At 61.2% G+C, this 16,977-nt stretch carries 15 protein-coding genes; 5 read left to right on the top strand and 10 right to left on the bottom strand.

Going from position 1 to position 16,977, the window contains the following annotated elements:
* Window positions 1-5 precede the first annotated feature (5 nt).
* From mraY to gatC, 10 genes are all read right to left on the bottom strand, one after another.
* A complete protein-coding gene (mraY, locus tag H2Z84_RS15510) occupies window positions 6-1,091 on the bottom strand; it encodes a phospho-N-acetylmuramoyl-pentapeptide-transferase (RefSeq protein ID WP_103522968.1) in 1,086 nt (361 codons plus the stop codon).
* Window position 1,092: 1 nt separating this feature from the next.
* Window positions 1,093-2,469 (bottom strand): UDP-N-acetylmuramoyl-tripeptide--D-alanyl-D-alanine ligase, encoded by a 1,377-nt coding sequence (locus H2Z84_RS15505; protein WP_181836780.1) that lies wholly within the window; start codon window positions 2,467-2,469, stop codon window positions 1,093-1,095.
* Window positions 2,466-3,944, bottom strand: coding sequence for a UDP-N-acetylmuramoyl-L-alanyl-D-glutamate--2,6-diaminopimelate ligase (locus H2Z84_RS15500; RefSeq protein WP_181836779.1), 1,479 nt, complete (start codon window positions 3,942-3,944; stop codon window positions 2,466-2,468). Before H2Z84_RS15500 ends, H2Z84_RS15505 begins: the two co-directional genes overlap by 4 nt.
* An 11-nt stretch (window positions 3,945-3,955) precedes the next feature.
* Entirely contained in the window at window positions 3,956-5,707 is a 1,752-nt protein-coding gene (locus H2Z84_RS15495) for a peptidoglycan D,D-transpeptidase FtsI family protein (protein ID WP_181836778.1), read from the bottom strand.
* Window positions 5,707-5,979 carry a cell division protein FtsL gene (ftsL, locus tag H2Z84_RS15490; protein ID WP_059284568.1) on the bottom strand — a complete coding sequence of 91 codons (273 nt, stop codon included), beginning with the start codon at window positions 5,977-5,979 and terminating at the stop codon, window positions 5,707-5,709. Before ftsL ends, H2Z84_RS15495 begins: the two co-directional genes overlap by 1 nt.
* Window positions 5,976-6,938, bottom strand: a complete 963-nt coding sequence (gene rsmH / locus H2Z84_RS15485) for a 16S rRNA (cytosine(1402)-N(4))-methyltransferase RsmH (protein WP_181836777.1) — start codon at window positions 6,936-6,938, stop codon at window positions 5,976-5,978. The genes ftsL and rsmH overlap by 4 nt, the downstream gene beginning before the upstream one ends.
* Complete coding sequence (gene mraZ / locus H2Z84_RS15480; RefSeq protein WP_103522963.1) at window positions 6,935-7,381, bottom strand: division/cell wall cluster transcriptional repressor MraZ; 447 nt, start codon at window positions 7,379-7,381, stop codon at window positions 6,935-6,937. The genes rsmH and mraZ overlap by 4 nt, the downstream gene beginning before the upstream one ends.
* 393 nt (window positions 7,382-7,774) lie before the next feature.
* The gene (gatB, locus tag H2Z84_RS15475) at window positions 7,775-9,202 is read right to left on the bottom strand and encodes an Asp-tRNA(Asn)/Glu-tRNA(Gln) amidotransferase subunit GatB (protein ID WP_181836776.1); all 1,428 of its coding nucleotides are present in this window, start codon (window positions 9,200-9,202) and stop codon (window positions 7,775-7,777) included.
* A gap of 64 nt (window positions 9,203-9,266) precedes the next feature.
* Window positions 9,267-10,718: an Asp-tRNA(Asn)/Glu-tRNA(Gln) amidotransferase subunit GatA gene (gene gatA, locus H2Z84_RS15470; RefSeq protein WP_181836775.1), complete on the bottom strand. Its 1,452-nt coding sequence runs from the start codon at window positions 10,716-10,718 to the stop codon at window positions 9,267-9,269.
* 127 nt (window positions 10,719-10,845) lie between these two features.
* Window positions 10,846-11,133 (bottom strand): Asp-tRNA(Asn)/Glu-tRNA(Gln) amidotransferase subunit GatC, encoded by a 288-nt coding sequence (gene gatC / locus H2Z84_RS15465; RefSeq protein ID WP_059284572.1) that lies wholly within the window; start codon window positions 11,131-11,133, stop codon window positions 10,846-10,848.
* A 307-nt stretch (window positions 11,134-11,440) separates the two neighbouring features.
* Here gatC and H2Z84_RS15460 point away from each other — a divergent pair, with 307 nt between their 5' ends.
* The 5 genes from H2Z84_RS15460 to rodA are packed head-to-tail and all read left to right on the top strand — an operon-like array spanning window position 11,441 to window position 16,968.
* Window positions 11,441-12,484 carry a rod shape-determining protein gene (locus H2Z84_RS15460; RefSeq protein ID WP_103522960.1) on the top strand — a complete coding sequence of 348 codons (1,044 nt, stop codon included), beginning with the start codon at window positions 11,441-11,443 and terminating at the stop codon, window positions 12,482-12,484.
* 53 nt (window positions 12,485-12,537) lie between these two features.
* Complete coding sequence (mreC, locus tag H2Z84_RS15455) at window positions 12,538-13,443, top strand: rod shape-determining protein MreC (protein ID WP_181836774.1); 906 nt, start codon at window positions 12,538-12,540, stop codon at window positions 13,441-13,443.
* A 2-nt stretch (window positions 13,444-13,445) separates the two neighbouring features.
* Window positions 13,446-13,949, top strand: coding sequence for a rod shape-determining protein MreD (gene mreD, locus H2Z84_RS15450; protein ID WP_181836773.1), 504 nt, complete (start codon window positions 13,446-13,448; stop codon window positions 13,947-13,949).
* Between the two features lie 3 nt (window positions 13,950-13,952).
* A complete protein-coding gene (mrdA, locus tag H2Z84_RS15445; protein ID WP_309545485.1) occupies window positions 13,953-15,893 on the top strand; it encodes a penicillin-binding protein 2 in 1,941 nt (646 codons plus the stop codon).
* Window positions 15,868-16,968 (top strand): rod shape-determining protein RodA, encoded by a 1,101-nt coding sequence (rodA, locus tag H2Z84_RS15440; protein WP_181836772.1) that lies wholly within the window; start codon window positions 15,868-15,870, stop codon window positions 16,966-16,968. The genes mrdA and rodA overlap by 26 nt, the downstream gene beginning before the upstream one ends.
* Window positions 16,969-16,977 lie beyond the last annotated feature (9 nt).

Below are 16,977 nucleotides of genomic sequence, written 5' to 3'. Positions count from 1 at the left end.
TATCCTTAACGCAATTTCAACGAAGCCAGGCCAGCCAGCACCAGCATCATGGTGACAATCCAGAAACGCACCACCACCTGGGTTTCCTTCCAGCCCTTCAATTCGTAGTGGTGATGCAGCGGTGCCATGCGGAACACGCGCTTGCCGGTGAGCTTGAACGAGGTCACCTGGATCATCACCGACAGCGCTTCCATCACGAACAGACCGCCCATGATGAACAGCACGATTTCCTGGCGCACGATTACCGCCACGGTACCCAGCGCCGCACCCAGTGCCAGCGCACCCACATCACCCATGAATACCTGGGCCGGATAGGCGTTGAACCACAGGAAGCCCAGACAGGCCCCGCAGATGGCAGCGCAGAACACCACGACCTCATGCGCGCCGGGAATGAAGGGCAGGCCCAGGTAGCGGGAGAACACCACGTGACCGGCCACATAGGCAAAGATGGACAGGCCGGAGGCCACCATCACCACCGGCAGCGCTGCCAGACCGTCCAGACCATCGGTCAGGTTGACCGCATTCGAGGTGCCGACAATCACCAGATAGGTCAGCACGCAGAAGCCCACCACGCCCAGCGGGTAGGCCACGGTCTTGAAGAAGGGCACGATGAATTCGGTGGAGGCCGGCAGCTTGGCGGTTGCAATCAGGAACACCCCGGCAGCAATGGCAATGGTGGATTGCCAGGCCATCTTGAACTTGGCCGACACCCCTTTCGGGTCCTTGTACACCACCTTGCGCCAGTCGTCGTAAAAGCCCAGCGCCCCGGTTCCCAGCATCACCGCCAGCAGCAGCCAGACGTATTTGTTGGACAGGTCGGCCCACAGCAGGGTGGTAATGGTGATGGACAGCAGGATCAGCGAACCGCCCATGGTCGGGGTACCGGCCTTGACCAGATGGGTTTGCGGGCCATCATTGCGCACCGCCTGGCCGACTTTCAGTTCGGTCAGCTTGCGGATCACCCACGGCCCCATCAGCAGCGAGATGGTCAGCGAAGTCAGCGCCGCCATCACCGCCCGCAGGGTGACGTAGAACACAACGTTAAAGGTCCGGATATGAGAACCCAGCAATTCAGCTAGCCAGAGCAGCACCTTACACTCCCTCTTCTTGTTGTTTTGCGGTCGTCAGGTGTTCCACCACCCGTTCCATACGCATGAAGCGCGAACCCTTCACCAGCACCGAGGTTCCCGCTTGCAAATTGGCGTCCAGCCAGCTGGCCAACGCCACGAAATCATCAAAACTCTGCGCGCCGTCGCCATAGGCAGCGGCGGCGTGACGGCTGAGTTCGCCCAGCGTCACCAATTGGGCAATGCCGCGCAGGCGGGCGTGTTCGCCCACTTCGCAATGCAGTTGCACGGCTGACTCGCCCAGCTCGCCGATATCACCCATCACGAAGCAGTGCGGTGCCGGCAAGCCGGCCAGCACATCGATACCGGCTTTCATGGAATCCGGATTGGCGTTGTAGCTGTCGTCGATCACCACGCCACCGTGCAGGCCAGCCTTCTGCTGCAAACGGCCCTTGGCATTGCCAAAAGCAGCCAGGCCGGCCGCGATGGTGGCCAGCGGTACATCCAGCGCCAGCGCCAGCGCAGCGGCGGCCAGCGCATTGCGGACATTGTGTTCGCCCGGCGCCGGCAGGCTGATGGCCTGCTCGCCCTGCGGGCTGCACAGGGTAAAACTGCTCTCCAGCGCCTGCAGCTTGATGTCACGGGCGCTGATGTCGGCTGGCTGTTGCAGGCCGAAGCTGCACACGCGGTGCTTGCCGGCAGCCGTACGGAACAGATCGACATTGGCGTCGTCGGCATTGATGATGGCCACGCCATCGTCCGGCAGACCGCGGAAAATCTCTGCCTTGGCCCGCGCCACATCGGTGGTGTCAGCGAAATAGCCAAAATGTGCACGCATGGCATTGTTGACCAATGCCACTTGCGGCTGCGCCAGCCCAGTCAGATAAGTCAGCTCGCCGTGATGGTTCATGCCCATTTCCAGCACCGCATAGCGGTGGGCGGGCTTGAGACCCAGCAGGGTGAGCGGCAGGCCAATATCGTTATTGAAGTTGCCGGCAGTGGCATGCACGGCGGCGTCTCCGGCATGGGCCTTGAGAATGGCGGTGAGCATTTCCTTGACCGTAGTCTTGCCGTTGGAGCCGGTAATGCCCACGCGCAGCGCCGGCAGTGTGGCAGCCCAACCGGCAGCCAGACGGCCCAGCGCCAGCCGGGTATCAGCTACCCGGATCAGGCTGGCATTTTCCAGTGCAAAATCCTCGGCCACCAGTGCAGCAACAGCACCACGGGCCAGCACATCGGCCACGAATTCATGAGCATCAAAACGCTCGCCCTTGAGCGCGACAAACAGGTCGCCCGGCTGCACGGCACGGCTATCGGTGACCACGCGGGCCAGACACACTTGCCCGTCGCCACCCGTCAGGATGCCGCCAGCCAGTTGTGCCGCCTGTTGCAAGGTCATCATGTCCGGTCTCCCCAGGCCGTCAGCGCTTCTTCGGCAATGCGGAAGTCGGAGAAGGGATGCTTGACCCCGGCGATGTCCTGGTATTCCTCGTGGCCCTTGCCCGCGACAAGCACGATATCGCCAGCCTGCGCCTGGGCGACTGCCCAGTGAATGGCGGCAGCACGGTCGGCCTCGACATGGCCTGGATGGCTCATGCCAGCCAGAATGTGTTCGATGATGGTTTGCGGGGTTTCCGTACGCGGGTTGTCGCTGGTCACCACCGCCACATCGGCAATGCGCTCGGCGATTTCACCCATCATCGGGCGCTTGCCCGGATCACGGTCGCCTCCGCAGCCGAATACGCAATACAGCTTGCTACCGGCCGGGCGGATGTCGGCCAGCGTGGCCAGGGCTTTTTCCAGGGCATCCGGGGTGTGGGCGTAATCGATCACCACCAGCGGCTCGTGGCTGCCGCCTATGCTCTGCATGCGACCACGTGCCGGCTGAATACGTGCCATGACTGCTGCAGCATCGGCCAGGCTGATGCCGTTGACACACAGCGTGGCCAGACAGGCCAGGAGATTGCTGGCATTGAAGCGCCCCACCAGGCCGGTGCGCACTTCCACCTCACCCCAAGGGGTGGTCACCTGCAGGTGCAGACCATCCAGATTGGCCGTGAGGCTGAGCGGGCGGACATCACCCTGGGTCAGGCCGTAGCTCACTACCTTGGTCTGACTGGCATCAATGTCCTGCACCAGCTGGCGGCCAAACGGGTCGTCCACATTGATGACCGCATGCTTGAGGCCTTCCCAGTGGAACAGCTTGGCCTTAGCCGCACCGTAGGCTTCCATGCTGCCGTGGTAGTCCAGATGGTCGCGGGTCAGGTTGGTAAACACCGCCGTAGCAAAGCTGACGCCATTGACCCGCGACTGGTCCAGCCCATGACTGGACACTTCCATGGTCACCACGTGTGCTCCCTGGCGGCGGTATTCGGCCAGTTTCTGTTGCACGGTCACCGGGTCCGGCGTGGTGTGGGTGGTTTCGGTCAGCTCGCCATAAAAACCATTACCCACGGTGCCAATCAGCGCGGCTTTTTGCCCCAGCAGGGAAAAGGCCTGTGCCAACCAGTGGGAAATCGACGTCTTGCCATTGGTGCCGGTAATGCCGATCACCGTCATCGCCAGGCTGGGCTGGCCATAGACATGTGCCGCCACCATGCCGGCGCGTTCGCGCAGGGCCGGCACCGGCAGATTGGGCAGATCCCATTCCGGTTTCCAGGCAAATCCGTCAGCACTGTCCCACAGCACGGCGGCTGCGCCTTTTTCCAGCGCAGCAGCAATGAAGTCGCGGCCATCAGCGTACTCGCCGTGGCAGGCCAGGAAGATATCTCCGGGCAGCACGCGGCGGCTGTCAGCCTCGACCCGTTTGAGGGGGAGGCCCAGCTGGTTCAGTTGTGCCGGATCCCAGTCCGGCAAGCTTGTCAGGCGACTTTTCATGTTCTGTTTCTTCAAAAATCCGCAGGGACCGGGGTCGAATCCGGCAGCAAGCTATTGTTGGACGGCTCGTCCGGCTGCACATTCAGCACGCGCAGCGCGCCGCCAGCCACCTGGGAAAACACCGGCGCGGAAATGGCGCCGCCGTAATATTTGCCGGCCGTGGGTTCGTCTATCATCACGGCCACGATCAGCTTGGGGTTCTTGCCCGGGGCAAAGCCCATAAACAGGGCGCGGTGCTTGTTAGCCACATAGGTGCGGCCTTCCAGCTTGCGCGCCGTACCGCTCTTGCCGCCGATGCTGTAACCGATGATGCGGCCACCCACAGCACCGCCACCCGGCTCACTGTTGGCGACCAGCAGGTCGTGCATCTCGTGTGAGGTTTTCTCGCTCAGCACACGCTTGCCCGGCATGGGTGTGCTGGTCTTGTATAGCGAGATGGGCAGCATCACGCCGTCATTGGTAAAAATGGTATAAGCCCGCGCCATCTGGAGCAGGCTGACTGATACGCCGTAGCCAAAGGACATGGTGGCCTGCTCGATGGGCCGCCAGCTTTTCCAGTCGCGTAATCGCCCTGCCGCCTCACCGGGAAAACCGGTATTGGGCGGACGGCCAAAGCCCAGCGAGTCGTAATAAGTCCAGAAATCCTGCGGCGAATTGAGCAAGGCCAGCTTGCTGGTACCCACATTGGACGACTTCTGAATAATGCCGAGAATATTCAGGCTGGGCTGGGCCGATACGTCGCGAATGGTAGCCGGGCCAATCATGTAGCTGTGCGTGTCCAGCACGGTATTGACGTTGGCCTTGCCGTGCTCCAGCGCCAGCGAGATCGACAGCGGCTTCATGGTGGAGCCGGGTTCGAACAGGTCGATCACCGCCCGGTTACGCAGCATTTCCGGCGTGGTGCCAACCCGGTTGTTGGGATTGAAGGAGGGGTAGTTGGCCAGCGCCAGCAGTTCACCGGTCTTGGCATCCAGCACGACGACACTGCCCGCCTTGGCCTTGTTCTCTTCCACGGCGGCCTTGATTTCGCGGTAGGCCAGGTACTGGATGCGATGATCCACCGCCAGCGCCAGGGTCTGGCCATCGCGCGGCGGCTCGATGGCAGCCACATCCTCGATGATGTGACCACGACGATCCTTGATCACCACACGGCGGCCATCCTTGCCGGACAGCATTTTTTCGCGCGCCAGCTCCACACCTTCCTGACCTTTGCCGTCCACCCCGGTAAAACCGATGATGTGGGAAATGATTTCCCCGGCCGGATAGAAGCGGCGGTATTCCTGCTGTTTGGCAATGCCGGGAATGCCCAGGGCAATCACCTTGTCTGCCACTTCCGGATTGATCTGACGCTTGATGTAAACGAATTCTTTCTTGCGGTCAGACAGTTTGGTGGCCAGCTCCTCCGGTGCCATATCCAGCAGCTTGCCCAGATCACGCAGCTTGGCCGGCGGCACCGGCTCCATGTCGGCCGGGCTGGCCCAGATGGTTTGTACCGGCGAGCTGATGGCCAGCGGTTCACCGTTACGGTCGGTGATCACCCCGCGGTTGGCCTCCAGCGTCATGGCGCGACGGAAACGCGCCTCACCCTGGCCTTGCAGGAAGTCCTGCTGCACCACTTGCAGGTAAATGGCACGGCCGATCAGCGCCAGAAACAGCATGCCCAGCATCACCAGCACAAAACGCACACGCCCTGCCGTCATTTTCAGGGCAGGGCTGGCATCGGCAAGGCGTTCACGCTGATGGGCGGAGTAGCTGGTGCGCATCAGGCACCTCCCCGGGCAGAAATCACCTGGATCTGCCGTGGATCCGGCGTGTGCATGCCCAGCCGCGTACTGGCGGCCTTTTCAATCACCGCGTGCGCACCCCAGGTACTTTGCTCCAGTTGCAGCTGGCCAAATTCCACCTCCAGCTGCTGGGCGGACTTCTGCTCTTTCTGCAGGTCGCTGTACAGCCTGCGCGATACGTGCTGCGAGGTGACCACCGACCAGGCGGACACCACGACCAGCACCAGAAGGATCGCGCACAGGCGGTTCATGCATCCCCCTCCCGCCACGGCGCGGCGGTACGCTCGGCGATACGCATGATGGCGCTGCGGGAACGGGCGTTTTCACGCACTTCTTCCTCGCTGGCGCGCACCGGCTTGCCCACGGTTTCCAGCGGCGGGCGGGCCATCTCGTCGGCACGCACCATCACCCAGGTAGGCAGCTTTTCCACGCTGCTGGCATCACGCAGGTATTGTTTGACGATACGGTCTTCCAGCGAGTGGAAGCTGATGATGGCCAGCCGGCCGCCCTCAGCCAGATGACGGGCCGCTTGCGGCAACACCGCTTTCAGCTCGTCCAGCTCGCGGTTCACAAAGATCCGGATCGCCTGGAAGGTCCGCGTGGCTGGGTCCTGACCCGGTTCCCGAGTACGGACGTTTTGCCCAACGAGCAGGGCGAGCTCACGCGTGGTCTGGAGGGGAGCGAGCTCCCGTTGCGCAACAATGGCTGCTGCGATCTTGCGAGCAAACCGCTCTTCACCATAAGTCTTGATGACCTCTTTGATTTCGTCTTCTTCCGCAGTAGCCAGCCACTGGGCGGCAGTGATGCCGCGGGTGGTGTCCATGCGCATGTCCAGCGGTGCGTCGAAGCGGAAACTGAAGCCGCGACGTCCGTCGTCGATCTGTGGCGAGGACACGCCCAGATCCATCAATACACCATCCACCACGGCCACACCCAGCCGGGCCAGTTCCTGGCCCAGGGTTTCGAAACCGTTGTGGACAATGGTAAAGCGACTGTCTTCTGCCGCCAGCTTGTCAGCTTCGGCAATGGCTTCCAGATCCTTGTCGAAGGCAATCAGGCGGCCGTGCGGCCCCAGCTGCGACAGGATGAGCCGGCTGTGGCCACCGCGACCGAAGGTGCAGTCCACATACACGCCATCAGGCTTGATGGCGAGCGCGGCTACAGCTTCGGCTAGCAGCACCGTGCGGTGCACGTACGGGGTGGAACTCACAGGGTAAAGTCTCCAAGATGTTGTGCCAGATCGGCTTGGTCGATGGCCAGTGCTTCCGTGGTCTGGCTGTCCCACTCCTCGGCATTCCACAGCTCGAAGCGGTTGCCCATGCCCACCAGTGCCACGTCCTTGTCCAGACCGACCAGTTCGCGCAGGCGGGAAGGCAGCAAGATGCGTCCGGCGCTGTCCATGTCCAGCGTTTCTGCGTGGCCAAGCACGAGGCGCTGGTAGCGTTTCAGCGTGGGATTGCCGGTGGGAAGTGCCAGTAGACGAGCTTCAACCGGACGCCAATTAGGTTCTGGGTAAATCAGCAGATGGTCGGGGGATTCGAGGGTGACAACCAGTTTGTGTCCGAACGCGGACAGCAGTGTCTCACGGTGTCTGGCCGGAATGGCCAAACGACCCTTGCTATCAAGAGAGACAATACTGACGCCGCCGATCATGAGCTGGACACCACCGCTGAAAGTTGAGGGGCCGTCGCCCCACATTTACCCACTTCACCCCACTTTTCGCCACTATAAGAAAGAACTTCACTATGGTCAACATCACTCGGTGCTAATTCACCTTTTGCGACAATGACTTAGCAACAGCCTCAAAAAGCGCTTTCCGTGTCAAATCAGTGGGTTAATACCAGCTGTCAAAGTGAGCTGTGAGCTGAAAGAGTGCAGGAAGACAACACAATGATTTTTCCATGACAATCAAATGCCAGGCCATGGCCAGCCTGGGGAAGCACCGGGCAGCAGTTAAAATTATCTATTTAAACTGCAAAAACAGAACGGCATGCCGCAGCATGCCGTTCGCTGAAAACCGCCAACCAGGGGTGGCAGCGGGGTGGATCAGGCCAATTTCTGTTTCAGGATATCCTGCACCTGCGCCGGATTGGCCTTACCCTTGGAAGCCTTCATCACCTGACCGGCCAGCGCATTGAGCGCCTTTTCCTTACCGGCACGGTACTCTTCCACTGCCTTGGGGCTGGCCGCGATGGCTTCTTCCACCATTTTCTCGATGGCACCCACATCGGACACCTGCTTCAGGCCATCGCGCTCGATGATGGCATCGGCGGACAACTCGCTATCCCACAGCGCATCGAACACCTGCTTGGCCAGCTTGCTGGACAGGGTGTTGTCGGCAATGCGCTGGATCAGGCCGGTCAGGCGCTCGGCGGCAATCGGGCAAGCGCTGATGTCCTTGCCATCGCGATTCAGCCGGGCGGCGATTTCGCCATTCACCCAGTTGGCAGCCAGCTTGCCCTGACCCGAGGCCTGGGCCACCGCTTCGAAGTATTCCGCCGTGGCGCGGCTACCGGTCAAGAGCGCGGCATCGTAAGACGACACACCAAAGGCTTCGACAAAGCGAGCCTTCATGGCGGCCGGCAGTTCCGGCATTTCGCTGCGGATGCGTTCGATCTGCTCGTCGGCAATGCGTACCGGCAGCAAGTCCGGATCGGGGAAGTAGCGGTAGTCGTGCGCGTCTTCCTTGCTGCGCATCATGCGGGTTTCGCCGCTGTCCGGGTCGAACAGCACGGTCGCCTGCTCCACGCGGCCGCCATCTTCCAGGGTGTCGATCTGCCACTGGATTTCGTACTTGATGGCCTGCTCCAGGAAGCGGAAGGAGTTGAGGTTCTTGATTTCGCGGCGTGTGCCGTACTCTTGCTGACCGAACGGGCGCACCGAAACGTTGGCATCCACGCGGAAGCTGCCTTCCTGCATATTGCCATCGCAAATACCCAGCCACATCACCAGGCTGTGCAGAGCGCGGGCATAGGCCACGGCTTCTTCCGGCGAGCGCATGTCCGGTTCGGACACCACTTCCAGCAGCGGAGTACCAGCACGGTTGAGGTCAATGCCGGTCATGCCGCTAAAGTCTTCATGCAGCGATTTGCCGGCGTCTTCTTCCATATGGGCGCGGGTCAGCTTGACCAGCTTTTCTTCCTCACCCACCAGAATAGGCAGCACGCCGCCTTCGACAATCGGCAGCTCCATCTGGCTGATCTGATAGCCCTTGGGCAGATCGGGGTAGAAGTAGTTTTTGCGTGCAAACACGTTCTTCTGGTTGATCTTGGAACCCAGCGCCAGCCCCAGGCGGATGGCTTTTTCCACCACCGCCTTGTTCATCACCGGCAGCACGCCGGGGAAGGCCAGTTCCACGGCCGAGGCCTGGGTGTTCGGCTCGGCACCAAAGGCGGTGCTGGTGCCGGAAAAAATCTTGGTAGCGGTGTTGAGCTGCACATGCACCTCAAGACCGATGACGACTTCCCATTTCATCGCGGAGAAATCCTTTTGCTTATGTCGTCAGGGGCGCACAGCGCACGCCCCGGCACGATCTTGATTACAGGGCGGGGGCGCGGGTGTGCCAGTCGGTAGCCAACTGGAACTGGTGTGCCACATTCAGCATTTTTGCTTCGCCAAAATAATTGCCGATGATCTGCAGGCCCACTGGGCGGCCACGGCGGTCGAAACCGGCCGGCACGCTCATGCCGGGCAGGCCGGCCAGGTTGACCGAAAGGGTGTAGATGTCGGACAGGTACATCTGTACCGGATCGCCGGATTTCTCACCGATATTGAAGGCGGCGGTCGGGGCCACCGGCCCCAGGATCACGTCGCACTGTTCGAATGCGGCGTTGAAATCGTTGGCGATCAGGCGGCGGATTTTCTGCGCCTTCAGGTAGTAGGCGTCGTAATAGCCGTGCGACAGCACATAACTGCCCACCAGGATGCGGCGCTTGACCTCGGCGCCAAAGCCTTCGGCACGGGTCTTTTCATACATGTCCACCAGGTCTTTGTAATCAGCCGCACGGTGGCCGTAGCGCACACCGTCAAAGCGCGACAGGTTGGTGGAGGCTTCGGCCGGGGCGATCACGTAGTAAGCCGGAATGGACAGCTCGGTATTGGGCAGGCTGATGTCCACCACCTGCGCGCCCTGCTTTTTCAGCTCGGCCACGGCGTCTTCGATCACCTTGGCCACGTCGGCATCCAGGCCATCGGCAAAGTACTCGCGCGGCAGACCCACGCGCAAACCGGCCAGCGGCTGGTTCAGCTCGCGGGTGTAGTCTTCGCGGGCACGTTCCAGGCTGGTGGAGTCGCGCTCGTCAAAACCGGCCATCACGTTCAGCATCAGCGCGCAGTCTTCGGCGGTCTGGGCAATCGGGCCGCCCTGATCCAGCGAGGAGGCATAGGCCACCATGCCGTAGCGCGACACCACACCATAGGTGGGCTTGATGCCAGTCACACCGCAATGGCTGGCCGGCTGGCGAATGGAGCCGCCGGTATCAGTAGCGGTGGCCACCGGCGTCAGACGGGCCGCCACGGCAGCGGCCGAGCCACCGGACGAGCCGCCCGGAATGGCGTTCAGATCCCAGGGGTTTTTCACTGCGCCGTAGAAGCTGTTTTCATTGGACGAGCCCATGGCGAATTCGTCCATATTGGCGCGGCCCAGTGTCACCAGGCCGGCGGCATTGCACTGCTCCACCACATGCGCGCTGTAAGGCGAGATGAAGTTATCCAGCATCTTCGAGCCGCAGCTGGTTTTCCAGCCCTGCTGACAGAAAATGTCTTTGTGCACCATCGGCACGCCGGTGAGCAGGCCGGCCTGGCCAGCAACGCGGGCAGCATCAGCCGCAGCGGCATCGGCCAGCGTGCGGACGCGGTCCACGGTGATGAAGGCGTTCAGCTGCGGGTTCAGCGCCTCGATGCGGTCGAGGTAGTGCGTGGCCAATTCCACGCTCGACACCTCGCCCGCCGCCAGTTGTTGCGACAGTTGCTTGAGGGTGGCGTTCGTCATTTTGTCTTGATATCCGGTTAAGCTGGGATCAGTGAGCGGGTGCTCCTGCCATGGCAGGACGGCAGCACGGTGTAGGAAAAAAGCCACTCCCAAATGGGAACCATCCCAAACCGTGCTGCTCTGAAACTCACTCGATCACCTTGGGAACGAGGAACAGGCCCTTTTCCACCTGCGGGGCGACCGCTTGAAACGCCTCGCGCTGGTTGGTTTGGGTCACGATGTCTTCACGCAGACGCAGGCTTACATCCTGCGGATGGGCCATCGGTTCGATGCCATCGGTGTTGACGGCCTGCATCTTCTCGATCAGGCCAAAAATATTGTTAAGCTGGTTGCCAACCGCGGCGATTTCTTCATCGCTTACGTTGATGCGGGCAAGCTTGGCAATCCGCGCGACATCCTGGTGCGTCAGAGACATGGCGTCCTCGTTAAAACCTTTAATATTTCAAGCTTTATAGGGTATCATAACGGGTTTGATTCTCCCAAGATCGACATCACACTTCGCGACATGAATCATGCTGCTGCGAGTAGGGTTTTCTGCCTGCTGCCCTTGCTGTTTATTTGTGCGACGTGATGCAACAATGATGTCCCCCGGAGGGCCGCCGCCCGCCGTTCCAGGCCAGCCTGGACGTGCGCTGCGACGGGAACCGGGAACCCAAGCCCATGCAAGAATTTGCCGGACGCGCATCGCGCCCGACTGACGGAAACTGAACCAGGACCGCCCAATGTTTCGTTCGCTCACCGGATACTTCTCCAACGACCTTGCCATCGACCTTGGCACGGCCAATACCCTCATTTACATGCGTGGCAAGGGCATCGTGCTTGACGAACCATCCGTGGTCGCCATTCACAGCGATGTACCCACCAACAAGAAATCCATCCTGGCCGTTGGCCTGGAAGCAAAACGCATGCTGGGACGTACTCCGGGCTCCATCCAGGCCATTCGTCCGATGAAGGATGGCGTGATCGCCGACTTCACCGTCACCGAGCAGATGCTCAAGCAGTTCATCAAGAAGGTGAACCCCAACCGCTTCTTTGCTGCCAGCCCGCGTATCGTGATCTGCGTACCCTGCGGTTCCACCCAGGTGGAACGCAAGGCGATTCGCGACTCGGCCCTGGCTGCCGGTGCGCGCCGTGTCGAACTGATCGAAGAACCGATGGCTGCTGCCATCGGTGCCGGCCTGCCGGTGGAAGAGCCGACCGGCTCCATGGTGGTGGACATCGGTGGCGGTACCACCGAAGTGGGCGTGATCTCGCTGGGTGGTGTGGTGTACTCCAACTCGGTACGCGTGGGTGGCGACAAGTTCGACGAAGCCATCATCAATTACATCCGCCGCAACTACGGCATGCTGATTGGCGAAACCACCGCTGAAGAAATCAAGAAAACCATCGGCTCGGCCTTCCCCGGTGCCGAAGTACGCGAAATGGAAGTCAAGGGCCGCAATCTGGCCGAAGGCATTCCGCGTGCCTTCACCGTGTCCTCCAACGAAATCCTGGAAGCGCTGACCGAACCCCTGAACCAGATCGTATCGGCAGTGAAGATCGCGCTGGAACAGACGCCGCCGGAACTGGGTGCCGACATCGCCGACAAGGGCATGGTGCTTACCGGTGGTGGTGCGCTGCTGAAAGACATCGACCGCCTGCTGGCCGAAGAGACCGGCCTGCCGGTATTCGTGGCCGAAGAACCGCTGACCTGCGTGGTGCGCGGCTCGGGCAAGGCGCTGGAAAAGATGGACAAGATCGGCACCATCTTCACCAACGTACCCTGATTCTTTCCTAAACGGACCTGCGGCCACCCCGTCAAGGGGTGGCATACCGCCTGATGGACTTCGCCAACACCCCCAGCTTTTTCCGCTCCGGGCCCAAGCCTGGCACGCGCCTGCTTCTCTGTGCCCTGGCCTCCATCGCACTCTTGGTGGGCGACAGCCGCTATGGGCTGATGGAACAGGCCCGCGACGGCATGTCGCTGGTGCTGTATCCGCTGCAGCGCGCCGTCAACCTGCCGCTGGGCATGGTGCGTCATGTCAGCGACTACTTCACCGTTCAGGCCGATCTCAAAAGCGAAAACGACCAGTTGCGTACGCGCCAGCTGGAAATGTCCGCCCGCCTGGCACGGCTGGAGACGCTGGAGCGCGAGCTAAACGAGCTGCGTAGCCTGAATGCCATCAAGGCCAGCCGCAATGATGCCGCCCAGTTGGCTGAGACGCTGTATACCGGGCGCGATCCTTTCTCGTACAAGATCATCATCGACAAGGGGGCCGACGCCCATCTGCAGCCGGGACAACCGGTGGTGGACGGCCGTGGCCTGCTGGGGCAGATCACCCGCGTGCAGCCCTTGACCGCCGAAGTGTCGCTGATCATCGACAAGAACCAGATGGTGCCGGTGATGATCGCCCGTACCGGTGAACGCGCCATTCTGTACGGCTATGGTGGGGGGGTGGAAATCCGCTATCTGCCGCTGCATGCCGATGTGCGCGAAAACGATATGGTGGTGACCTCCGGCATCGACGGCCTGTATCAGGAAGGCACGCCGGTAGCGCGAGTGAGCAAGGTGGAACGCAACGCTGGCGCGGCGTTCAGCCGCATCACCACCGAGCCGCTGGCTGGCGTGCAGCAAACCCGTTTCGTGCTGGTATTGCAGCAAAAGGGCCAGACGCCACCGCGTCCGGCCGAGCCGGTTGTTCCGGTGAAAAAGACCAAGGGCAAAAAGCCCGCCGATTCGGAGTAAGCATGTCGTTCGACCGCCCCAAGGAATTGCTCAAGCCGGTCAAGCGCCGCTTCATTTTCATGACCCTGCTGCTGGCGGTGCTGGTGGAGATGATTCCGCTGCCGCATGGATCCACCCGCTGGCTGCCCGACTTCATCAGCCTGGTACTGTTGTACTGGCTGATCAACCAGCCGCGCCGGGTCAATGTCGGCGTCGCCTTCCTGATGGGGTTGGTGGCCGACATCGCCACCGCCGGCATGCTGGGGCAACATGCACTGGCCTATTCCGCCACCGCTTATCTGGCGCTCAGCCGCCAGCGCCAGCTGGTGATGTTCAATCTGGGCCAACAAGCCCTGGCCGTGTTGGGGCTGATGCTGTGCAACCAGAGCATCATGGTGGTGGCACGCATGCTTAGCGGTTCGGCCTTTGTCGGCTGGAGCTATTTCCTGCCGCCGCTGATCGGCGCACTGTTGTGGCCCTTGCTGACCAAGCTGCTGTTGCTGCCTTACCGTCATCATTCGGTGTAAGACGTGCGCCCTACCCGCTTCAAGAATCCGCAGGCTGAAGACGGCCAGTTCCAGCTCCGGCTGATCGTGGCCTATTGCTTCATGCTGCTGATGTTCGGCATCCTGATTGCCCGTTTTGTCTGGCTGCAGGTCTACCAGTACGAGCATTTTTCCACGCTGGCGCAAAACAACCGCATCTCGCTATTGCCCATCCTGCCCAACCGCGGCCTGATCATGGACCGCAACGGGGTGATCCTGGCGCAAAACTACTCGGCCTACACGCTGGAGCTGGTACCCAGCAAGATGCCGGACATGAACGCCACCATCGCCGAGCTGGCCAAGCTGGTGAACATCACCCCGCGTGATGAAAAACTGTTCAAGAAATTGCTAGGCGAATCCAAGGACTTCGAATCCATCCCGCTCAAGGTGAAGCTCTCCGAGGAGGAGGCCGCACGCGTGGCGGCCAATGCCTGGCGCTACCCTGGCGTCGAGGTCAAGGCACGCCTGTTCCGCGACTACCCCTACAAGGAACTCACCAGCCATGTGCTGGGCTATATCGGCCGCATCAACCAGAAAGACCAGGAGCGGCTGGACGACGAAGACAAGAGCACCAATTACAAAGGCAGCAACTACATCGGAAAAACCGGCCTGGAAGCAGTGTATGAAGATGACCTGCACGGCCAGGTCGGCTTCGAGGAAGTGGAAACCGACTCTGGCGGCCGCGCCATCCGCAGCCTGCGCCGCACCCCGCCGGTGAATGGCAATAATCTGAAACTGGCGCTGGACATCCGCCTGCAGGAAGTGGCCGACAAGCTGTTCGGCAACCGTCGTGGTGCGCTGGTGGCCATCGACCCGCAAACCGGCGGGGTATTAGCCTTCCTGTCCAAGCCGGGTTTCGATCCCAACCTGTTCATCGACGGCATCGACAGCCAAAGCTGGGCCGCCCTCAACAGCGACTGGCAGAAGCCGATGATCAACCGCGCCCTGCGTGGCACTTATCCGCCCGGCTCCACCTTTAAACCCTTCATGTCGATGGCCGCACTGGAAACCCACTCCATCGGCATGCACGACGTGCGCCCGGCGCCGGCCTTCTTTACCCTGCCCGGCTCCAGCCACCAGTTCCGCGACAGCAACAAGAATGGCAACGGCTCGGCCAATCTGGCCAAGGCCATTCAAGTATCCAGTGACACCTTCTTCTACAAACTGGCCTGGGACATGGGCATCGACAAGATCGCCCCCACCGTCGGCCAGTTTGGCCTGGGCCGGCCCACCGGCATCGACCTCGACGGCGAGGCCAGTGGCGTGCTACCCACCAAGGAATGGAAAGCCAAGCGCTTTGCCCGTTACAAGGAAGAATACCGCCGCTGGTATCCGGCCGATGTGGTGAGCATCGGCATCGGTCAGGGCTTCAACTCCTATACCCCCCTGCAAATGGCCAATGCCGTGGCGATCCTGGCCAATGACGGCGTGGCCTACAAACCGCATCTGGTACAGGAAGTGGTGGAAGCCAAGAGCGGCAAGAGCCGGCTGGTTGAAGCCAGGCCGGATCGCACCCTGCCGTTCAAGCAGGAAAACTTCGAATACGTCAAAACCGCCATGCAATCGGTAATGAAGCCGGGCGGCACCGCCTGGCGGCTTGGTATCGGCCTGCCCTATACCATGGCCGGGAAAACCGGTACTGCGCAGGTGGTGGCCATCAAGCAGGGGGCCAAATACAACGCCTCGGCCCTGGCCGAGCAATACCGCGACCACTCCTGGTTTGTCGCCTTCGCCCCGGTGGACAAGCCCAGGATTGCCGTTGCGGTCATCGTGGAAAACGCCGGCTTTGGTGCGGCTGCGGCTGCGCCTATCGCGCGCGGCCTGTTCGATTACTACATGACTGGCAAGGTCCCCGGCTCCATCAGCGGAGACATGAAGACCATGCCAATGGATACCGCCGATGACTCTGCAGCCACATCTGATTAGGCGGCTGTGGCTGGCGATCAAGGCTCCGCTTGATGGCCCGCTGATGCTGTTTCTGGGACTGATCTTCGCCCTCAGCCTGGTGGTGCTGTATTCCGCCAATAACCAGGGCCTGGACAAGATCGACAACAAGCTGGTCTACACCCTGCTGTCGCTCACCATCATGTGGCTGCTGGCGCGCAGCCGGCCGCAAAGCATCATGAACTTTGCCCCACCCATTTACGGCATTGGCGTGGTGCTGCTGCTGGCGGTGCATTTCAAGGGGGTAACGGTGAACGGCTCCACCCGCTGGCTGGAACTGGGCATTACCCGCATCCAGCCTTCGGAAATCATGAAGATCGCCCTGCCGATGATGCTGGCTTGGTTCTTCCAGAAATACGAGCTGTCGATGCGCTGGTGGCATTACCTGGTAGCCGCAGTGATGATCGCCATTCCCTGTGCACTGGTACTGAAACAGCCCGATCTGGGCACCACCATGCTGATCGCCGCCTCCGGCTTTTTCGTGCTGTTCTTCGTCGGCCTGCCGTGGAAGGTGATTCTGGGCGGCATGGTGGCGGCAGGTGCCTGCATGCCGGTGGTGTGGAACATGCTGCACGACTACCAGCGCCGCCGGGTAATGACCATGATAGACCCGATGGAAGACCCACTGGGCGCGGGCTACCACATCATCCAGTCCATGATTGCCATCGGCTCAGGCGGCCCTTGGGGCAAGGGCTGGCTCAACGGCACCCAGACCCACCTGGACTACATTCCGGAGCGCACCACCGACTTCATCTTCGCCGTGTATTCGGAAGAGTTCGGCCTGGTCGGCAATGTGGTGCTGGTATTCCTGTACACCCTGGTGCTCAGCCGCGCCATGCTGATTACCGCCGGCGCACAAACCCTGTACGGCCGCGCCATGGCCGGTGCCATCACCCTGTCTTTCTTCGTCTATGCCTTCGTCAACATGGGCATGGTGGCCGGCATCCTGCCGGTAGTCGGCGTGCCACTGCCTTTTGTTTCCTACGGTGGCACCGCCACTGTCACCCTGTTTGTCGGCATGGGCATGCTGATGAGCATAGGCAACGCCCGGCGCTGAGTGCCGGTC

Source organism: Aquitalea aquatica (assembly GCF_013911085.1).
GTDB lineage: Bacteria > Pseudomonadota > Gammaproteobacteria > Burkholderiales > Chromobacteriaceae > Aquitalea > Aquitalea aquatica.
Note: the sequence above shows the minus strand (reverse complement) of the source record. Positions and strands in the feature narration are given on the sequence as shown.